The sequence below is a fragment of the Streptomyces sp. NPDC007189 genome, from assembly GCF_040703635.1.
In the GTDB taxonomy this organism is placed as follows: domain Bacteria; phylum Actinomycetota; class Actinomycetes; order Streptomycetales; family Streptomycetaceae; genus Streptomyces.
Window position 1 is genome coordinate 45728 of the sequence record NZ_JBEYEY010000020.1, and the last position, 18042, is coordinate 63769.

Consider the following 18042-nt stretch of genomic DNA (forward strand, 5'->3'; position numbering starts at 1 on the left):
ACGACGGCGGCCGTCACGACCAGCACCGGTCGTGACGGCCGCCGTCCTGCGTGGACCCCGCGCGGCGTGCCACCCCCGCAGCCGCCCGCCGCTCCCCTCTCATGTCTCGTTCCACCGCGCCTCTAACGTCGTTGCACCGCGTTCACGGAACGTGGACGAGCCGGTCGGACACACGACGGTGCGGGGGCGGGGCAAGCCGCTGCGGGCGTGCCCTGTCCCGCCGGCGGGACGGTCCCACGGGGCGGAAACGTCTCCGACAATCGCCGCAGGAGATGTCTCAACCCCATCGGCCGGCGCGCACAGGACACCACCGGCACGGTGTGAGCGGCTTCGAATGCACACCACACTTGATTCGGCCATTCAGAGAACGTGTCTCGCCGCGGCACTCCCGGTCGGCGGAGGAAGGAATGACTGGCAATGGATTCGTCGCCGCAGGTCGTCCCCCAGCGAGGTGGACAGGACGAGACGTCGGAACGGCACGCCGCGCCTTTGCGCACGCCCGTGCCGCCGGCGCAGGAAATAGCTCAGCTGTGGGCGGAACACTTCGGCCTTCAGGAGGTCGGAGTGGACGACGACTTCTTCGCGCTCGGCGGCAATTCGCTGGCCGGAATCAAAATCATCGAGCGGATCGCGGAGGAATACGGCGTCCAGTTGTCCGTGCGCGACTTCTACCTGGCGCAGTCCCCGGCCCGGGTCGCCGAGCTGATCGAGCAGGGGAGGGCAGCGGCGTGAGGCTGACGCCGGGTCCCGGGCGCGACGTCGACCTCGACAGCGTCGACCTGTTCGACCTGGACCTGTACACCTCGGGCGATCCGCACCCGATCTGGGACGTGATGCGGGCGAAGGCCCCCCTGCACCACCAAGTCCTCCCGGACGGACGGGAGTTCTGGTCGGTGACCCGGCACGAGGACGTCTGCCGCGTGCTCGGCGACCACCGGGAGTTCACCTCCGAGCGCGGCACGACACCCACCCACGTCGGGGTGGACGACCCCGCGGCGGGCAAGCTGATGACGTCCACCGACCCGCCGCGGCACACCGAGGTGCGCAGGCCGCTCGGGTCCAAGCTGACGGCCCGGGCGGTGAAGTCCTGGGAGGACTCGATCCGCGGGACGATCCAGCGCTTCCTCGAGCCGGCGCTCGACGGCGAGACCTTCGACCTGGCCGAGCGGGCGCTGCTCCTCCCGGCGATGGTCACGGGCCCCCTGCTCGGCATCCCGGAGAAGGACTGGGCGGAGCTCGTCCAGCTGACCGCGATGGTGACGGCTCCCTCGGACCCGCACTTCATGGTGGGCAACGAGCCCGCGACGCTGGCCATCTCCCACCACGAGCTGGTCAACTACGTCACCGAGTGGGTCACACGGCGCCGGGCGGCCGGCGGTGAGGACGACACCCTGCTGGCCCACCTCATGAGCGTCCGCGCGGGCGGCGTGCCGCTGACCGACGAGGAGATCGCCCTCGACGGCTACAGCATCCTCCTGGGCGCCAACGTGACGACACCGCACACCGTCTCCGGCACGGTGCAGGCCCTCATCGAGCGGCCCGAGCAGTTCGAGAAGGCGCAAGCAGACCCGACCCTGATCCCGAACCTGGTCGAGGAGGGGCTGCGCTGGACATCGGCCGCGTGCAACTTCATGCGGTACGCGGTGGACGACGTGCACATCGCCGGGGGCACGATCCCGGCCCGCGCGGCGGTCGTCGCGTGGATCGGTTCGGCCAACCGGGACGCCTCCCAGTTCACCGACCCGCACACGTTCGACATCACGCGAAGCAACGCCAAGCGCCACGTCGCCTTCGGGTTCGGGCCGCACTTCTGCATCGGCGCGCCGCTGGCCCGCATGACCCTGCGCGTCTTCTTCGAGGAGCTGCTCCAGCGGTTCGGCTCGATCGAACTCGCCGGCGAACCGCAGCACCTGCGGTCGTACTTCATCGCCGGGATGACCCACCTTCCCATCGTCGCCCAGAAACGAAAGACGCCATGACATCCGGCTCCACCACCGCCCCGTCGCCGTGGTTCGTCCGGCCGCCGTCCACCGACCACCCCGCCCGCCTCTTCTGCTTCCCCTTCTCCGGGTCCGGGGCGTCGGCCTTCAGCGGCTGGCCTGCCGCGCTCGACGACGTCGAGGTCTGCCCGGTGCAGTTCCCCGGCCGCGAGAACCGGCTGGGCCACCCCCACTACGGCACCTACGAGAACCTCGCCGCCGACCTGGCCGAGGCCCTGGCGCCGCTGCTCGACCGGCCGTACGCCTTCTTCGCGCACTGCGCTGGCGCGCTGCCCGCGTACGAGACCGTGCTCCGGCTCGCCGAACGCGGCCTGCCCACCCCGGACTGCCTGTTCGTGTCGGGCCAGCCGGCGCCGCACGACGCCTCGCGTGACCGGATGCTCACCATGACCGAGTCCGAACTGCGCGCGGAGGTGGAGTCGTTCGTCCGCAGCCGGGGGATCGAGCCGCGGCCGGACATGCTCGACCTCGGCCTCATGGTGCTGCTGCGCGATCACGCGGCCGCGGCCGCGTACCGGCGGGCCGAGCCGGTCGCGGTGGACTGCCCCGTCGTCGTACTGCACTGGCGGGACGACGCGGACGTGAGCCTCGCCGACCTGCAGGGGTGGCGCCGGTACGCGGACTCCGTCGAGTTCCGGGTGGTGGACGGCGGCCACTACGACTTCATGGACGCGCCGGACGAGCTGCGGAAGTTGCTGACCCGTTGGCTGTGAGCGCACCTCACGCCAGTGAAGAGCCGTACACCGAGGGAACCGGAAGGAATGCCATGAGTGGCGCAGCCACCGATATTGCCGTCATCGGGATGTCGTGCCGCTTTCCCGGTGTGCACGACCTGGCCGCGTTCTGGCGCCTGCTGCGCGAGGGGGAGTCCACCATCGGAACGTTCCCCGGACAGCGGGCGGCCGACGCGAACGCGCAGCACCTGTCCCACCCGGACGCCGCCACCTTGAATTCGGGCTCGTTCTTCGACTCCATCGACGCCTTCGACGCCGCCTTCTTCGCAACGAAGCCGGCGGAGGCGGCCGCCATGGACCCCGTGCAGCGGCTGGGACTCGAGCTCGCCTGGGAGGCCGTCGAGGACGCCCGCATCCCGGCGAGCGCGCTCGCGGGCCGCGAGGTCGACGTCGTGGTCGGCGCCGCGCCCTCCGGCTACGAGCTGCTGCGCAGGCTGTCCGGCAGCGACCAGGACGACCACTACACGGTGCTCGGCTCCAGCGGTGCGCTGATCGCGAACCGCATCTCGGGCCTGTTCGACGTCCGCGGCATGAGCCTGTGCGCGGACTCGGGCCAGTCCTCCTCCCTCGTGTCCCTGGCGCTGACCTGCGACCGGATACGGTCCGGCGCCGTCGACATGGCGATCGCCGGCGGCGTGCACCTGATCGTCGATCCGGAAGCGGGGGCCGGCCTGGCGAATCTGGGCGCCCTGTCGCCCGACGGCCGCTGCTTCCCCTTCGACGCACGGGCCAACGGCTTCATCCGCGGAGAGGGCGGGGCGTTCGTCCTGCTGAAGCGGCTCGACCTCGCCGTCGCCGACGGTGACCACATCTACGCGGTGGTGCGCGGCTGGGGCGTCCGCAGCGGCGGCGCGACCTCCCGGATGCCGGACCCCAGCCCCACCGGGCAGGCGGCGGCCGTGCGGTCCGCCCTGCAGCGGGCCGCGGTCGACTTCGGCGACGTCGACTACGTCGAGGCCCACGGCACCGGCACCCGGCTCGGCGACCCGGCCGAGATAGCCGGGCTGCGCGAGGTGTTCCGGGAGACCGGCCGCAGCCGGCCGCTGGCGATCGGCTCGGTGAAGGCGAACGTCGGGCACCTGGAGCCCGCCGCGGGGATCGTCGGCTTCGTGAAGGCCGCGCTGTGCGTGGACCGCGCCGAACTGGTCCCGCAGCCGGACTTCCGCTCCGCGAACCCCGCCATCGAGGACTTCGAGAGGGACTTCGACGTCCTGCGGGCCGCGCGGCCCTGGCCGGGCGAGCCGGGCCGGCCGCGGCGGGCCGGGGTGTCGTCGGTCGGGATGGGCGGCACCAACGCGCACGTGATCCTCGAACAGGCCCCCCGGGCCCGGACCGAACCGGCCGCCGCGTCCGTCACCGGGGTGGTGCCGTGGGTGCTGTCGGCGCGCTCGGAGCCGGCCCTGCGGGAGCAGGCGGCGCGGCTGCGGGACCTCGTGGCCGCCGACCCCTCGCTGTCGGCGGCCGACGTGGGACATTCGCTGGTGTCGACGCGGTCGTCGTTCGAGCACCGGGCGGTGGTGCTCGGCGGCGACCGTGAAGAGGCGCTGGCCGGCCTCGACCTGGTGGCGGCCGGCGGCGACGCGGCCCGGGTGGTGCGCGGCGTGGCCACGGGGAACGCGGGTCCGGTCGTCTTCGTGTTCCCCGGCCAGGGGTCGCAGTGGCTGGGCATGGGCCGGCAGCTCTACGCGGAGTCGGAGGTGTTCGCGCGCGCGATCGACGAGTGCGCGCGCGCTCTGGAGCCGTGGCTGGACTGGTCGCTGCTGGACCTGGTGACCGGCGCGGAGTCGGCGCCGTCGCTGGAGCGCGGGGACGCCGTGGTCCAGCCCGCGCTGTTCGCGATGATGGTGTCCCTGGCGCGGCTGTGGCGGTCGCTGGGAGTGGTCCCCGACGCGGTGGTGGGGCACTCGCAGGGTGAGATCGCCGCGGCGTGCGCGTCGGGTGCGCTCTCCCTGGAGGACGCGGCGCGGGTCGTCGCCCTGCGCAGCCGGGCACTGACCGCCTTGGCGGGCCTGGGCGGGCTGAACGCGGTGGCCGCGCCGCTGGAGTGGGTCGAGGACCGGCTGGGCCGGTGGCCCGGGCGGCTGTCCGTGGCCGCGGTCAACGGGCCGGCCTCCGTGGTGATCGCCGGGGACCTTCAGGCACTGGAGGAGTTCGCCGCGCTGGCCGCAGGCGACGGAGTCCGGGTGCGCCGGGTCAGGATCGAGTACGCCTCCCACTCCCACCAGGTCGAACGCATCCGTGACCAGGTGCTCGAGGCCGCCGCGGGCATCACGCCCAGGGAGACGGCGGTGGAGTTCCACTCCACGGTCACCGCCGGGCTGCTCGACACGCGCGCGCTCGGCGCCTCGTACTGGTACGACAACCTGCGTTCGACGGTGCGTTTCGGCGAGGTCGTCGAGAACCTGATGCGCGAGCGCGGTGGCGTGTTCGTCGAGGTCAGCCCGCATCCCGTGCTCCAGGTGGCGATGGAGGAGGCCGCCGACGCGCTGGCGAGCCCGCCCCTGGTGGTGAGCACCCTGAGCAAGCACGACGGCGGCCTGGGCAAGGTCCTGACGTCCCTGGCCGAGCTGCACGTGCGCGGGGTGCCGGTGAGCTGGCAGGCGGTCTTCGCCGCCGGCCGGCCGCGCCGGATCGGCCTGCCGACCTACCCGTTCCAGCGGCAGCGGTACTGGCTGACCGCGCCCGCCGGCCCGGACACCCTGAACGGCCCCGCCGCGCAGGCGGACGGGACGGGCGCACACACCAGGGCGGCGGCCCTGGACTCGCCGTCAGCGGTCCTCACCCTCGTGTGCGCCGAAACCGCGGCGCTGCTGAGCACGAAGGGCGCGGGTCTGACCGGCGCCGATCTCGAGGCGCGGTCCACCGAGACCTTCAAGGCTCTCGGCTTCGACTCCTCGATGGCGGTGGAACTGCGCAACCGGCTGGGCGCGGTGGCCTCGGTACGGCTCCCGGCCACCGTCGCGTTCACCTACCCCACTCCGCACGCGCTCGCCGGCCACCTCTTCTCCCTCCTCGAGCCCGAGGCGCCCGAAGCCCCCGAAACGGCGGAGGAAACGAGTCCGGAAGGCCTGGAAGGCCGCAGCGATGACGATCTCTACGCGTTGATCGAACGCGGATACGTATAGCCACACCGTTCTTCTAAACAACCTTTGGGGGAGGCCCTGGTGGAGGATGTCGACAAGCTCCGGTCCTACTTGCGACGCGCCGTCGGCGACGCGCAGGAACTGCGCGAGCGGGTGCGCGAGCTGGAGCAGTCCGCGCGCGAACCCATCGCCGTCGTGGGTGTGGGATGTCGCTTCCCGGGCGGGGTGACGTCCCCCGAAGGACTGTGGTCGGTCGTGTCCGAAGGCGTGGACGCGATGGGCGACTTCCCCCTGGACCGCGGGTGGGACGTGGAGGCCCTCTACGACCCGGATCCCGAGGCGCACGGAAAGACGTACACGCGCACCGGCGGATTCCTGCCCGATCTGGCGGAGTTCGACGCGCAGTTCTTCGGCATCAGCCCGCGCGAGGCGCTGGCGATGGACCCGCAGCAGCGGCTGATGCTGGAGACGTCGTGGGAGGCGCTGGAGCGGGCGGGTATCGACCCGGCCGGGCTGCGGGGCTCGGCGACCGGGGTGTTCACCGGGATCTACGGCGTCGACTACGGCCCACGGGTGGGCGGCGGCGCGGCCGGCGAAGTGGAGGGTTTCCAGCTCACCGGCAACTACCTCAGCGTGGCCTCCGGCCGGGTGGCGTACGTGCTGGGTCTGGAGGGCCCGGCGGTGTCGACCGACACCGCGTGCTCGGCGTCGCTCGTCGCCGTCCACCAGGCCGTGCGGTCCCTGCGGTCCGGGGAGTGCACGCTGGCGCTGGCCGGCGGGGTGGCGGCGCTGCCGACTCCGGGAATGCTCGTGGAACTCGCCCGGCAGCGGGGCCTGTCGGTGGACGGCCGGTGCAAGGCGTTCGCGGACGCGGCGGACGGCACCGGCTTCTCCGAGGGCGCGGGCGTGCTGGTCCTGGAGCGGCTGTCGGACGCGCGGCGCAACGGGCGCCGTATCTGGGCGGTGATCCGCGGTTCGGCGATCAACCAGGACGGCGCGTCCAACGGGCTCAGCGCGCCGAACCCGCTGGCGCAGCAGCGGGTCATCCGGGCGGCGCTGGCCGACGCCGGGCTGTCGGCCGGCGACGTGGACGCGGTGGAGGCGCACGGCACCGGCACCAGGCTGGGCGACCCCATGGAGGCGGAGGCCCTGCTGGCCACCTACGGCCAGGGCCGGGACGGCAAAAGCCCGCTGTGGCTGGGGTCGCTGAAGTCGAACATCGGCCACACGCAGGCGGCCGCGGGCGTCGGCGGCATCATCAAGATGGTCATGGCGATGCGGCACGGGGTGCTGCCCCAGACCCTGCACGTGGACCGTCCCTCCACCCACGTGGACTGGTCGGCCGGGGCGGTGGAGCTGCTGACCGAGGCCCGGGAGTGGACCACGGCACAGGGCCGGCCCCGCCGCGCGGGCGTGTCGTCCTTCGGCATCAGCGGCACCAACGCGCACGTGATCCTCGAAGAGGCACCCGGGATCCCCGAGCAGGAGCAGGCACCGGCTCCGGCGGCCGGGGACGCCGCCGGGCCGGTGCCGTGGGTGCTGTCGGCGAAGTCGGAACAGGCGCTGCGGGAGCAGGCGCTGCGGCTGCGGGACCACGTGGCCGCGCACGCGGAGCTGCCGGTCGCGGACGTGGGGCGGGCACTGGTCACCACGCGCTCGCTGTTCGAACACCGCCAGGTGGTGATCGGCGCCGGCCGGGACGAGCTCCTCGCCGCCCTGACCGCCGTCGCCGCGGGCGACACCGCCGGCGTCGCCGGTGCGGTGTCCGGCGTCGCGAGGCCGGTCGGCAAGACGGTGTTCGTCTTCCCCGGCCAGGGCGGACAGTGGGCCGCGATGGGCCGGGAGCTGTGGGAGACCTCCCCGGTCTTCGCCGAGGAACTGCGCGCCTGCGCGAAGGCGCTCGAGCCGTGGGTGTCCTGGTCGCTGATCGACACCGTGTGCGGCGGGCCGGACGCGGCGGACCTGGAGGACATCGACGTCGTCCAGCCGGTGCTGTTCGCGGTGATGGTGTCGCTGGCCCAGGTCTGGCGTTCGCTGGGGGTGACCCCGGATGTGGTGATCGGCCACTCCCAGGGCGAGATCGCCGCGGCCTACGTCGCGGGCGCCCTGACCCTGGAGGACGCGGCCAGGATCGTGGCCCTGCGTTCCCGGCTGCTGGCCACCGTCACGGGGCAGGGCACCATGGCCGGCATCCTGCTGCCCGAACAGCGCGTGCGGGAGCTGCTGGAACCGTACGGGTCCCGGATCGGGATCGCCGCGGTGAACGGCCCGAACTCGACGACGGTCTCCGGCGAGACGAAGGCGGTCGAGGAGGTCGTCGCCGCCTGCCAGGCCGAGGGCGCCCGCGCCCGGCTGATCAAGTCCAGCGTGCCCGGGCACTCGCCGCTGCTGGACCGGTTCGACGGCCGGCTCCAGGAGGAGCTGGGCCGGATCACCCCGCGGTCCACGCCGGTCGAGATCTACTCGACGGTGACCGGCGACCTGATCGACCCCACGGACCTCGACACCGGCTACTGGTACCGCAACCTGCGGCAACCGGTCCAGTTCGCGGCCGCCATGCAGCGCCTGGTCGAGCAGGAGCGGGGCAGCGCGGTCGTCGAACTCGGCCCGCACCCGCTGCTCGTGATGAACATCCAGGAGATGTTCGACACCGCGCCCGGCGCCACCGGGTTCGTGGTGGGCTCGCTGCGCCGCGACGAGGGCGGCCTCGCACGGCTGTACCAGTCCGCGGCCGAGGCCTTCGTGGCGGGCCTGGCGGTGTCGTGGGAGGCGGCGTTCCCGCACAGCGGCGGCCGGTGGGCCGAGCTGCCCACGTACGCCTTCCAGCGGCAGCGCTACTGGCTGAACACACCCGCCGAGACCACCACCGCGAGCGCGTCCGACCACCCGCTGCTCGACGCCGTGATCGAGCTGCCCGGTGACGGCGGGCGCGGCGGAGTCGTGGGCAGCGGGCGCCTGTCCCTGGAGCGCCACCCGTGGCTCGCCGAGCACGTGGTCCACGGCGCCGTCCTGGTGCCCGCCGCGGTGCTGGCGGAGCTGGCGGTGTGGGCGGCGCACAAGGCGGGCTGCGACGCCGTCGAGGAACTCACCCTGGAAACACCGCTGGTGCTGTCGCGGACGGCCGAGCGCGAGATCCGCGTCATGGTCGACGGCACGGGTGCGCTCAGCGTGCACTCCCGCGGCGCGGGCGAAGCCCGGTGGACGCGGAACGCCGTCGGGGCCGTCGCGTCCGGCACCGGGACGACCGGCGGGGAGGAAGGTTTCGCCTCGTGGCCGCCGGCGGGCGCGGCCGGCGTGCCCTTCGAGGACGAGTACACCAGGCTGTCCGCCCTCGGGTTCGACCACGGCCCCCTGCTGCGAGGACTCAAGCAGGTGTGGCGCCAGGACGACACCCTGTACGCCGAGGTGGAGCTGCCCGCAGCCGACGGCGCCGACCAGGGCCGGTTCCGGATCCACCCGGCGCTGCTGCACGCCGCGTTGCTCCCGGCCGGCCTGGGGCGGTTCGTCGACACCTCCCGGCCCGAAGGCTGGCTGCCGTACCGGCTGACGGGCCTGCGCATCGGCTCCGGCCGGCCCGCCGCGCTGCGCGTCCGGCTCGCCCCCGCCGGCGAGAACGCCCTGTCTCTGACCTTCGCGGACGCCGGCGGAGCATGGGTCGGGGGCGTCGCATCGCTGAGCCTGCGGCCCGCGGACGTCGCGCAGCTGACCGAGCTGAGCTTCGAACACCAGGACGCGCTGTTCCAGGTGGACTGGACCCCCCTCACGGTCGCGTCCGGTCCGGCCGCGGACCGGTACACGGTGGTGGGCGGATCCGACACGGTCACCGCATTCCTGGGCCAGGACCGGGCCGTCTTCACCGACCTCGACGAACTCGCCGCTCTGGCCGGGGAGATACCCCCGGTCGTCATCGTCGGCATCGACCGTGCGGACGGTGCCGACACCCCCGCCGACGTCGAGCGGAACCTGCACCGTGTGCTGCGCTGGACGCAGACCTGGCTCTCCGGCGAACGGTTCTGCGACTCCCGCCTGGTCGTCGTGACGCGGGAGGCGTTCCACGACGAGCAGGTGCCGCACCCCGACCCCGCGGCCGCCGCGGTCTGGGGCTTCCTGCGTACCGCGCAGACCGAGAACCCGGGCCGGTTCACGCTCGTGGACACGGACGACCGGGACGCCTCGTGGGCCCTGGTCCCGGCCGCGGCCGCCACCGGGGAGGCCCAGCTCAAGATCCGGGCCGGCAGCGTGACCACACCTCGACTGGTCCACGCCACGGGCGCGTCCGACGGGACACTGGACGCACTCGGCTCCGGTTCGGTGCTGATCACCGGCGGCACCGGCGGCCTCGGCGCCATGCTGGCCCGGCACCTCGTCGCACGGCACGGGGTGCGCCGGCTGGTGCTGACCAGCCGGCGCGGGCCGGACGCCCCGGCCGCGGCGGCGCTGCGGGAGGAGCTGACGGCGGCCGGCGCCCACGTCGACCTCGTGGCCTGCGACGTGACCAGCCGCGAGTCCGTCGCCGGACTGATCGCCGGGGTGCCGTCCGAGCACCCGCTGACCGCGGTGATCCACTGCGCGGGCGTGCTGGACGACGGCGTCGTGGAGGCCCTGACCGAGGACCGCCTGGACGCGGTCCTCGCGCCGAAGGTGCGCGGCGCCTGGCACCTGCACGAGCTGACCCGGCACCTGGACCTGTCCGCGTTCGTGCTGTTCTCCTCGATCGCGAGCGTGCTCGGCTTCGCAGGACAGGCCAACTACGCCGCGGCCAACGCCTTCCTCAACGGCCTCGCGCAGGCGCGCCGGGCCGAGGGACTGGCGGGGCGCGCACTGGGCTGGGGGTTCTGGGCGGAGCGCAGCGAGATGAGCGCCGGCCTCACCGACGCGGACGTGGTCCGCATGCAACAGCAGGGCGTGCAGCCGCTGTCGTCGCAGGAGGGGCTCGCGCTCTTCGACTCGGCGGTCTCGGTGGACGAGCCGGTGCTTGTGCCGGCGCGGCTGAACCTGACGGCGCTCGGCCCGATGGCCTCGCCGCTGCTGCGCACCCTGGCCGGAGCGGCTGCCGGCCCCGAGGGCCCGGAGGGCCGGGAGTCCACCGGCATCGCCCTCGCAAAGGCGCTGGCGTCGCTGCCGCCGGACGAGGCGGAGGCGGCCCTGCTGGATGCCGTACGCACGCAGACGGCGATCGTCCTCGGTCACGCCGACACCGGGCGGATCGGCCCCGCCGCGACGTTCAAGGCGCTGGGGATCGACTCGCTCACGGCGCTGGAGCTGAGGAACAAACTGGCGGCGGTGACCGGCCTGAAGCTGCCCGCCACGCTCGTCTTCGACCACCCGAACCCGGCCGCCCTCGCCCAGTTCCTGGCCGCGCGCATCACCCCGGACCCCGGTCCCGGCCCGCAGTCCCCGGCCGGTCACCTGGTCAAGGAGATCGAAGGACTGGGCGCCCGGCTCGAGGAGGCCTTCCTCGGGCTCGCGGAGGAGGACCAGGCCACCATTTCCAGTCTGCTCGGCGAACTGCAGGGCCGAGTCCGTTCGTTGGCGGGCGCCGGGGCACCGGCCGGCCTCGCCGACCAGATCAGTTCGGCCTCGGCGGGAGAGCTTCTCGCGCTGCTGGACAAAGAGCTCGGCTAGGGGAGAGCGATGACCAACGACAACAACGCCGACGTTCTGGACTACCTCAAGCGGACGTCGATCGAGCTGATCGAGACACGAAAGCGCCTGCAGGAGCTGACGGACGCCGCTGCCGAGCCCATCGCGATCGTCGGCGTCGCCTGCCGGTATCCCGGAGGAGCGGCGTCCCCCGAGGAGCTGTGGGAACTGGTGCGGGCGGGCGCCGACGTCGTGTCGGACTTCCCCGACGACCGCAACTGGGACCTGGAGTACGACCCGGACCCCGACCGGCCCGGCACCTGCTACACGCGCAAGGGCGGCTTCCTGTACGACGCGGGCGACTTCGACGCCGAGTTCTTCGGGATCAGCCCGCGCGAGGCGCTGTCCGCCGACCCGCAGCAGCGGCTGCTCCTCGAGACCTCCTGGGAGTCCCTGGAACGCGCCGGCATCGACCCCGAGTCCCTGCGCGGCAGCGACACCGGCGTGTTCGCCGGCCTCGCCTACTTCGGATACGGCAACCACTTCGCCACCCCGGAGGCCATCGCGGGCTACGCGCAGATCGGTTCCCTGCTGAGCGTGGCGTCCGGGCGCGTGGCGTACACGCTGGGTCTGGAGGGCCCGGCGGTGTCGACCGAGACCGCGTGCTCGTCGTCGCTGGTGGCGGTGCACCAGGCGGTGCAGTCGCTGCGGCAGGGCGAATGCGGCCTCGCCCTGGCCGGCGGTGTCACCGTCGTCGGGATGCCGCAGGTCTTCCGGGAGATGTCGCGGCAGCGGGGCCTGTCGGCGGACGGCCGGTGCAAGGCGTTCGCGGACGCGGCGGACGGCACCGGCTTCTCCGAGGGCGTCGGCATGCTGGTCCTGGAGCGGCTGTCGGACGCGCGGCGCAACGGGCGCCGTATCTGGGCGGTGATCCGCGGCTCGGCGATCAACCAGGACGGCGCGTCCAACGGGCTGACCGCGCCGAGCGGGCCGGCGCAGCAGCGCGTGATCCGGGCGGCGCTGGCGAACGCCCGGCTGCAGGCGAGCGATGTGGACGCGGTGGAGGCGCACGGCACCGGCACGACGCTGGGCGACCCCATCGAGGCAGGCGCCCTGCTGGCCACCTACGGCCAGGACCGGGATCCGGACAGTCCGCTGTGGCTGGGGTCGCTGAAGTCGAACATCGGCCACACGCAGGCGGCCGCGGGCGTCGGCGGCATCATCAAGATGGTCATGGCGATGCGGCACGGGGTGCTGCCCCAGACCCTGCACGTGGACCGTCCCTCCACCCACGTGGACTGGTCGGCCGGAGCGGTGGAACTGCTGACCGAGGCCCGGGAGTGGACCACGGCACAGGACCGGCCTCGCCGCGCGGGTGTCTCCGCCTTCGGGGTCAGCGGCACCAACGCGCACGTGATCCTGGAAGAGGCGCCGCCCGAGGAGCAGGCGGAGGAGCGCGCCCCGGACGCGGGCGTGGCCGGCGGCCTGGTGCCGTGGGTGGTGTCGGCCAGGAGCGCCAAGGCACTGGAGCAGCAGGCGGGCAGGCTGCGCGACTTCCTCGCCGCCGACGCGGACCTGGACCTCGCCGACGCCGGCTGGTCGCTGGTGTCGAGCCGGTCGCGGTTCGAGCACCGCGCGGTCGTCCTCGGCCACGACCGGGACGAACTGCTGAACGGCCTGGCCTCGCTGAGCGCCGGCGAGGAGTCCGCCGCGGTGGTCCGCGGTGTCGCCGGGGAACTCGGCCAAACCGTCTTCCTGTTCCCGGGGCAGGGCAGCCAGTGGTCCGGTGTGGCACGGCAGTTGTACGACACCTGCCCGGTGTTCGCGCAGAGCCTCGACGAGACCTGCGCACGCTTCGACGCGCACCTCCCCTTCGCCCTCAAGCCCCTGCTCCTCGCAGACGAGCTGGAACCCGCGCAGCGCGAGCGCACGGACATCGCCCAGCCGGCGCTGTTCACGCTGGAGGTCGCCCTGTACCGGCTCCTGGCGCAGTACGGCCCGCGGCCGGACCACCTGATCGGCCACTCCGTCGGCGAGATCGCCGCCGCCCACGTCTCCGGGGTCTTCGACCTGGACACCGCGACCAGGCTCGTGGCCGCGCGGGGGCGGACGATGCAGACGGTCACCGAGCGCGGCGCCATGCTGGCCGTACGCGCCTCGGAAGCCCGGGTGGGCGCCCTGCTCGGCGCGTACGACCGCGTCGGCGTCGCCGCCGTCAACGGCCCGGAGTCGGTCGTGGTCTCGGGCCTGCGCGAGCAGGTCCACGCCCTGCGCGACCGGCTCGTCGCCGAGGGCACCTCGGCGAAGCTGCTCGCGGTCGACCACGCGTTCCACTCCCCGCTCATGGACCCGGTCCTGGACGCGTTCAAGGCCTCGCTCACGGAGTTCCCCGCGGGCGAGATGGCGGTCCCCATCGTCTCGACCAGGCTGGGCCGCGAGGTCACGCTCCAGGAGCTGACGACCGTCGAGTACTGGGTGAACCACGTGCGTGAACCGGTGCGCTTCCACGACGCGGTGGAGTGCGCCCGCGCGGCCGGTGCACGCCTCTTTGTGGAGGTGGGGCCGGGAGCGACGCTCGCGAGCATCACCCAGGAGAACTTCGCCGGCCAGGGCGTGGACGACGCGGTGGTCGTGTCGGCGTCGCGGCGGGACCGCACCGGGCCGCAGGCGCTGACCGGCGCGCTGGCCCAGCTGCACGTCCAGGGCGCGCGGGTGGACTGGCACGCTCTGTTCGGGACGCGCCGCAGGGTGGACCTGCCGACGTACGCGTTCCAGCGGCAGCGGTACTGGCTGGACCTGCGGGCCGGGACGGAGTCGGCGGACGTCGCCTCCGCCGGTCTGTCCGCCCCGGACCACCCGCTGCTCGGCGCCGTCGTGGACCACCCCGGCACCGGCGAGGTGGTCTTCACCGACCTGTGGTCCCTGCGGACCCACGGCTGGCTGGCCGACCACGCCGTGTTCGGCGCGGTCGTCGTACCGGCGACGGCCCACCTCGACCTGGCGCTGTCGGCCGGCGACCACGTCGGGTGCGGCACGGTCGAGGAACTCACCCTGGAAGTCCCCCTGATCCTGCCCGACTCGGGCGACGTGCAGGTGCGGGTCGTCGTCGGCGCGGCGGACGAGACGGGACGCCGCTCCCTGGACGTGTACTCGCGGCCCGGCGAGGACGGCCCGGCGGTGGGCGGCTGGACCCGGCACGCCATGGGCAGCCTGGCACCGGCCACCGGGCCGGCGGCCGCCCGCGCGGACGACACGCGGGCGCTCGCCACATGGCCCCCGGCCGGGGCCCGGCAGCTCGGCATCGACGCCCTCTACGACGACTTCGCGGACGCGGGCTTCGACTACGGTCCGGCGTTCCGCGGGCTGCGCGAGGTCTGGCAGCGCGGCGACGACCTGTTCGCGCTGGCCACCCTGCCGGATGCCGCCGAGGATCCGGCGGGCGGCGCCTTCGCCCTGCACCCGGCCCTGATGGACACCGTCCTGCACGCGTCGATCGCCGGCGGTGTCATCGAGGTGACGGGCGAGCAGGGCCGGATGCCCTTCTCCTGGTCCGGCGTGGAGCTGTCCGGGAGCTGCGGTACGACCGTGAAGGTCCGCCTGTCCCCGGCAGGCGAGGACGCCGTGTCCCTGTCGGTCGCCGACGAGCACGGCCGCACGATCGCGTCCGTCGGGGCGCTGACGTTCCGTCCGGCCAGTGCCGATCAGGTCCACTCGGCGCGCGGCGGACAGCAGCGCTCGCCGTACGAAGTGCGGTGGCGGCCGGTCGAGGAGGGCGGGCAGGAGACCTACCGCGGGCCGTGGGCCGTCCTCGGCGCGAGCAGCGGCCTGGCCTCCCGGCTCGCCGGGGCGGACGGCGACAGCGCCGTGCTCCGCGCGTCCATGGACGAGGTCCTCGCGGGGCAGGCGCCCCGGCACATCGTCCTGTGCCCGGACGACTTCGCCGCCGCCGGCCCCGACCTGCTCACCGCGGTCGCCGACACGGACAAGCTCCTGCTGGAGGGGGTCCAGCGGTTCCTCGCCGAGGAGTCCCTCGCCGCGTCCACGCTCGTGGTGCTCACCCGCCGGGCCGTCGACACCGGTGCGGGCGAGGGCGTCGACAGCCTGCCCGGCGCGTCCGCGTGGGGCCTGATCCGGTCCGCGCAGACCGAGCACCCCGGCAGGTTCCGGCTGGTGGACATCGACGACGCGGACGCGTCCTGGGCGCGCTTCCCGGACGTGCTCGCCCTCGACGAGCCCCAACTGGCCCTGCGCGGCGGCGTGTTGCTCGTGCCGCGCCTGGCCCCGGCCGCAGCCGACGACCAGCGGATCGAGCCGCCGGCGGCCGGCGCCCACCGGCTCGGCATCCCGCACAAGGGGACTCTGGAGAACCTGACCTGGGTGCCGTGCCCCGAGGTCGAGGCGCCCCTGACGAGCGGTCAGGTCCGTATCGCCGTCCAGGCCGCGGGCCTGAACTTCCGTGACGTCACGATCGCGCTGGGCCTGGTGGACAAGACGGCCATCGACGCCGGGCTCGGCAGCGAGGGCGCCGGAGTCGTCCTCGAGGTGGCGGACGACGTGACACGTCTGGCGCCGGGCGACCGGGTGATGGGCATCTTCACCGGCGCCTTCGGCCGCACCGCCGTGGCCGACCACCGCATGCTCATGCCCATCCCCGACGGGTGGAGCTACGCCGAGGCGGCGTCCGTGCCGTGCACCTTCCTCACCGCCTACCACGGGCTCTTCCGCGTGGCGGACCTCAAGAAGGGGCAGCGGGTCCTCATCCACGCCGCGGCAGGCGGCGTCGGGATGGCCGCCGTACAGCTGGCCCGGCACGCCGGCGCCGAGATCTACGCCACCGCCAGCCCGGCCAAGTGGCCGGTGCTGCGCGGCCTGGGGCTGGACGAGGCGCACCTGGCGTCGTCGCGCGACCTTGAGTTCGCCGAGAAGTTCCAAAGCTCCTCCGGCGGCCGCGGCGTCGACGTCGTGCTGAACTCCCTCGCCCACCAGTTCGTCGACGCCTCGCTGACGCTGCTGCCCCACGGCGGCCACTTCGTCGAGATGGGCAAGACGGACATCCGCGACCCCCGCCGGGTGGCGGCCGACCACCCCGGAGTCGACTACGAGGCCTTCGACCTGTACGAGGCGGGCCCGGACGCGATCCACGAGATGTTCCGGGCCGTCATGGAGCTGTTCGCCGACGGACGGCTGCGGCTGAACCCGGTCTCCCTGCGCGACGTCCGCGACGCGCGCCGGGCCTTCCGCGAGATGAGCCAGGGCCGCCACATCGGCAAGCTCGTCCTCGAGGTGGGCGACGGCCTCGGCGGCGGCACCGTGCTGGTCACCGGCGGCACCGGGGGCATCGGTTCGCTGGTGGCCCGGCACCTCGTCGCCGAACACGGCGTACGCAGCCTGCTGCTGGCCAGCCGCCGGGGAACGGCGGCCGACGGGGTGCCCGAGTTGGTCGCGGACCTTCAGGGCGCGGGCGCGGCCGTACGGGTCGTCGCGTGCGACGTCGCGGACCGGGCCGCCGTCGCGGACCTGCTCGCGGATCTGCCCGGCCGGTACCCGCTGACCGCGGTCGTGCACGCGGCGGGCGTCCTCGCGGACGGCACCGTCGAGTCGCTGACCGCGCAGAGCGTCGACCGCGTGCTGCGCGCCAAGGCCGGCGGTGCGGTCAACCTGCACGAGCTGACGCAGGACCGCCCCCTGTCGGCGTTCATCCAGTTCTCCGCCCTCGCGGGCACCCTCGGCAACGCGGGCCAGGCCAACTACGCCGCCGCCAACGCCTTCCTGGACGGTCTGGCGGCCCGGCGCAGGGCATCCGGCCTGGCCGGCACCTCGCTGTGCTGGGGCTGGTGGGAGCAGAGCAGCGGCATGACCGGGGAGCTGGACCAGGCCGACCTGTCCCGGCTGCGGCGCACGGGCATCGCCGCGATGCCGACCCCCGAGGCGCTGGCCCTGTTCGACGCGGCCTGCGCGAGCGGCAAGCCGGTCCTCGTCCCGGCCCGGCTGGACATCGCCGCGCTGCGGGGCAAGGCCGGTGACGACATTCCGCCGCTGCTGCGCGACCTCGCCGACGGCGGCCGGCCGCGCCGCACCACCGCGGGCACGGCCAAGGCCGGCGGCTCGCTGTCACTGGCCGCGCAGCTGGCCGCCCTGCCGGCGGACGAGGCACGGGCAGCCGCCCTGGAGTGGGTGCGCGACCAGGCCGCCGTGGTGCTCGGCCACCCTTCGGGGACGGCCGTCGACATCGACCAGGCGTTCACCCAGCTCGGATTCGACTCGCTGACCGCGGTGGAACTGTGCAACCGGCTGTCCGCCGCGACCGGACTGCGGCTGTCGTCCACCCTCGTCTTCAGCTACCCGACCCCGCGCGAGCTGAGCGAGCACCTGTGCGGCCGCCTGCGCCCGGAACCGGAACCGGACACCGGCCCGGCCGAGGACGCCGGGAAGGCCGAGGACGCCGAGATCCGGGAGGTGCTGCGGACCGTCTCGATCGACAGCCTGCGCGGCGCGGGCCTCCTGGAGCAGATCCTGGCGTGCGCCGAGGCGGCCGGGCCGGGCGGCGACGCACCGGTGGCGGACGCGGACGCCGCCGCGGAAGAACTGTCGGACCTGGACCTGGACGCACTGGTCGACCTGGCTCTGGGCGAGAAGGGGTGA

The 18042-nt window shown here is 73.8% G+C and carries 6 protein-coding genes; all 6 read left to right on the forward strand.

Translation table 11 applies throughout. The features are described from left to right. Positions 1 to 417 precede the first annotated feature (417 nt). The 6 genes from AB0950_RS32750 to AB0950_RS32775 are packed head-to-tail and all read left to right on the forward strand — an operon-like array spanning position 418 to position 18042. Entirely contained in the window at positions 418 to 732 is a 315-nt protein-coding gene (locus AB0950_RS32750) for a phosphopantetheine-binding protein (RefSeq protein WP_360160253.1), read from the forward strand. Further along, the gene (locus tag AB0950_RS32755) at positions 729 to 1979 is read left to right on the forward strand and encodes a cytochrome P450 (RefSeq protein ID WP_360160254.1); all 1251 of its coding nucleotides are present in this window, start codon (positions 729 to 731) and stop codon (positions 1977 to 1979) included. Before AB0950_RS32750 ends, AB0950_RS32755 begins: the two co-directional genes overlap by 4 nt. Then, positions 1976 to 2713 (forward strand): alpha/beta fold hydrolase, encoded by a 738-nt coding sequence (locus AB0950_RS32760; RefSeq protein WP_360160255.1) that lies wholly within the window; start codon positions 1976 to 1978, stop codon positions 2711 to 2713. The genes AB0950_RS32755 and AB0950_RS32760 overlap by 4 nt, the downstream gene beginning before the upstream one ends. A gap of 53 nt (positions 2714 to 2766) precedes the next feature. Beyond that, entirely contained in the window at positions 2767 to 5859 is a 3093-nt protein-coding gene (locus AB0950_RS32765) for an acyltransferase domain-containing protein (RefSeq protein ID WP_366780050.1), read from the forward strand. A 39-nt stretch (positions 5860 to 5898) separates the two neighbouring features. After that, positions 5899 to 11442: an SDR family NAD(P)-dependent oxidoreductase gene (locus AB0950_RS32770; protein WP_366780051.1), complete on the forward strand. Its 5544-nt coding sequence runs from the start codon at positions 5899 to 5901 to the stop codon at positions 11440 to 11442. A gap of 9 nt (positions 11443 to 11451) precedes the next feature. Continuing rightward, positions 11452 to 18042, forward strand: a complete 6591-nt coding sequence (locus tag AB0950_RS32775; protein WP_366780052.1) for a type I polyketide synthase — start codon at positions 11452 to 11454, stop codon at positions 18040 to 18042.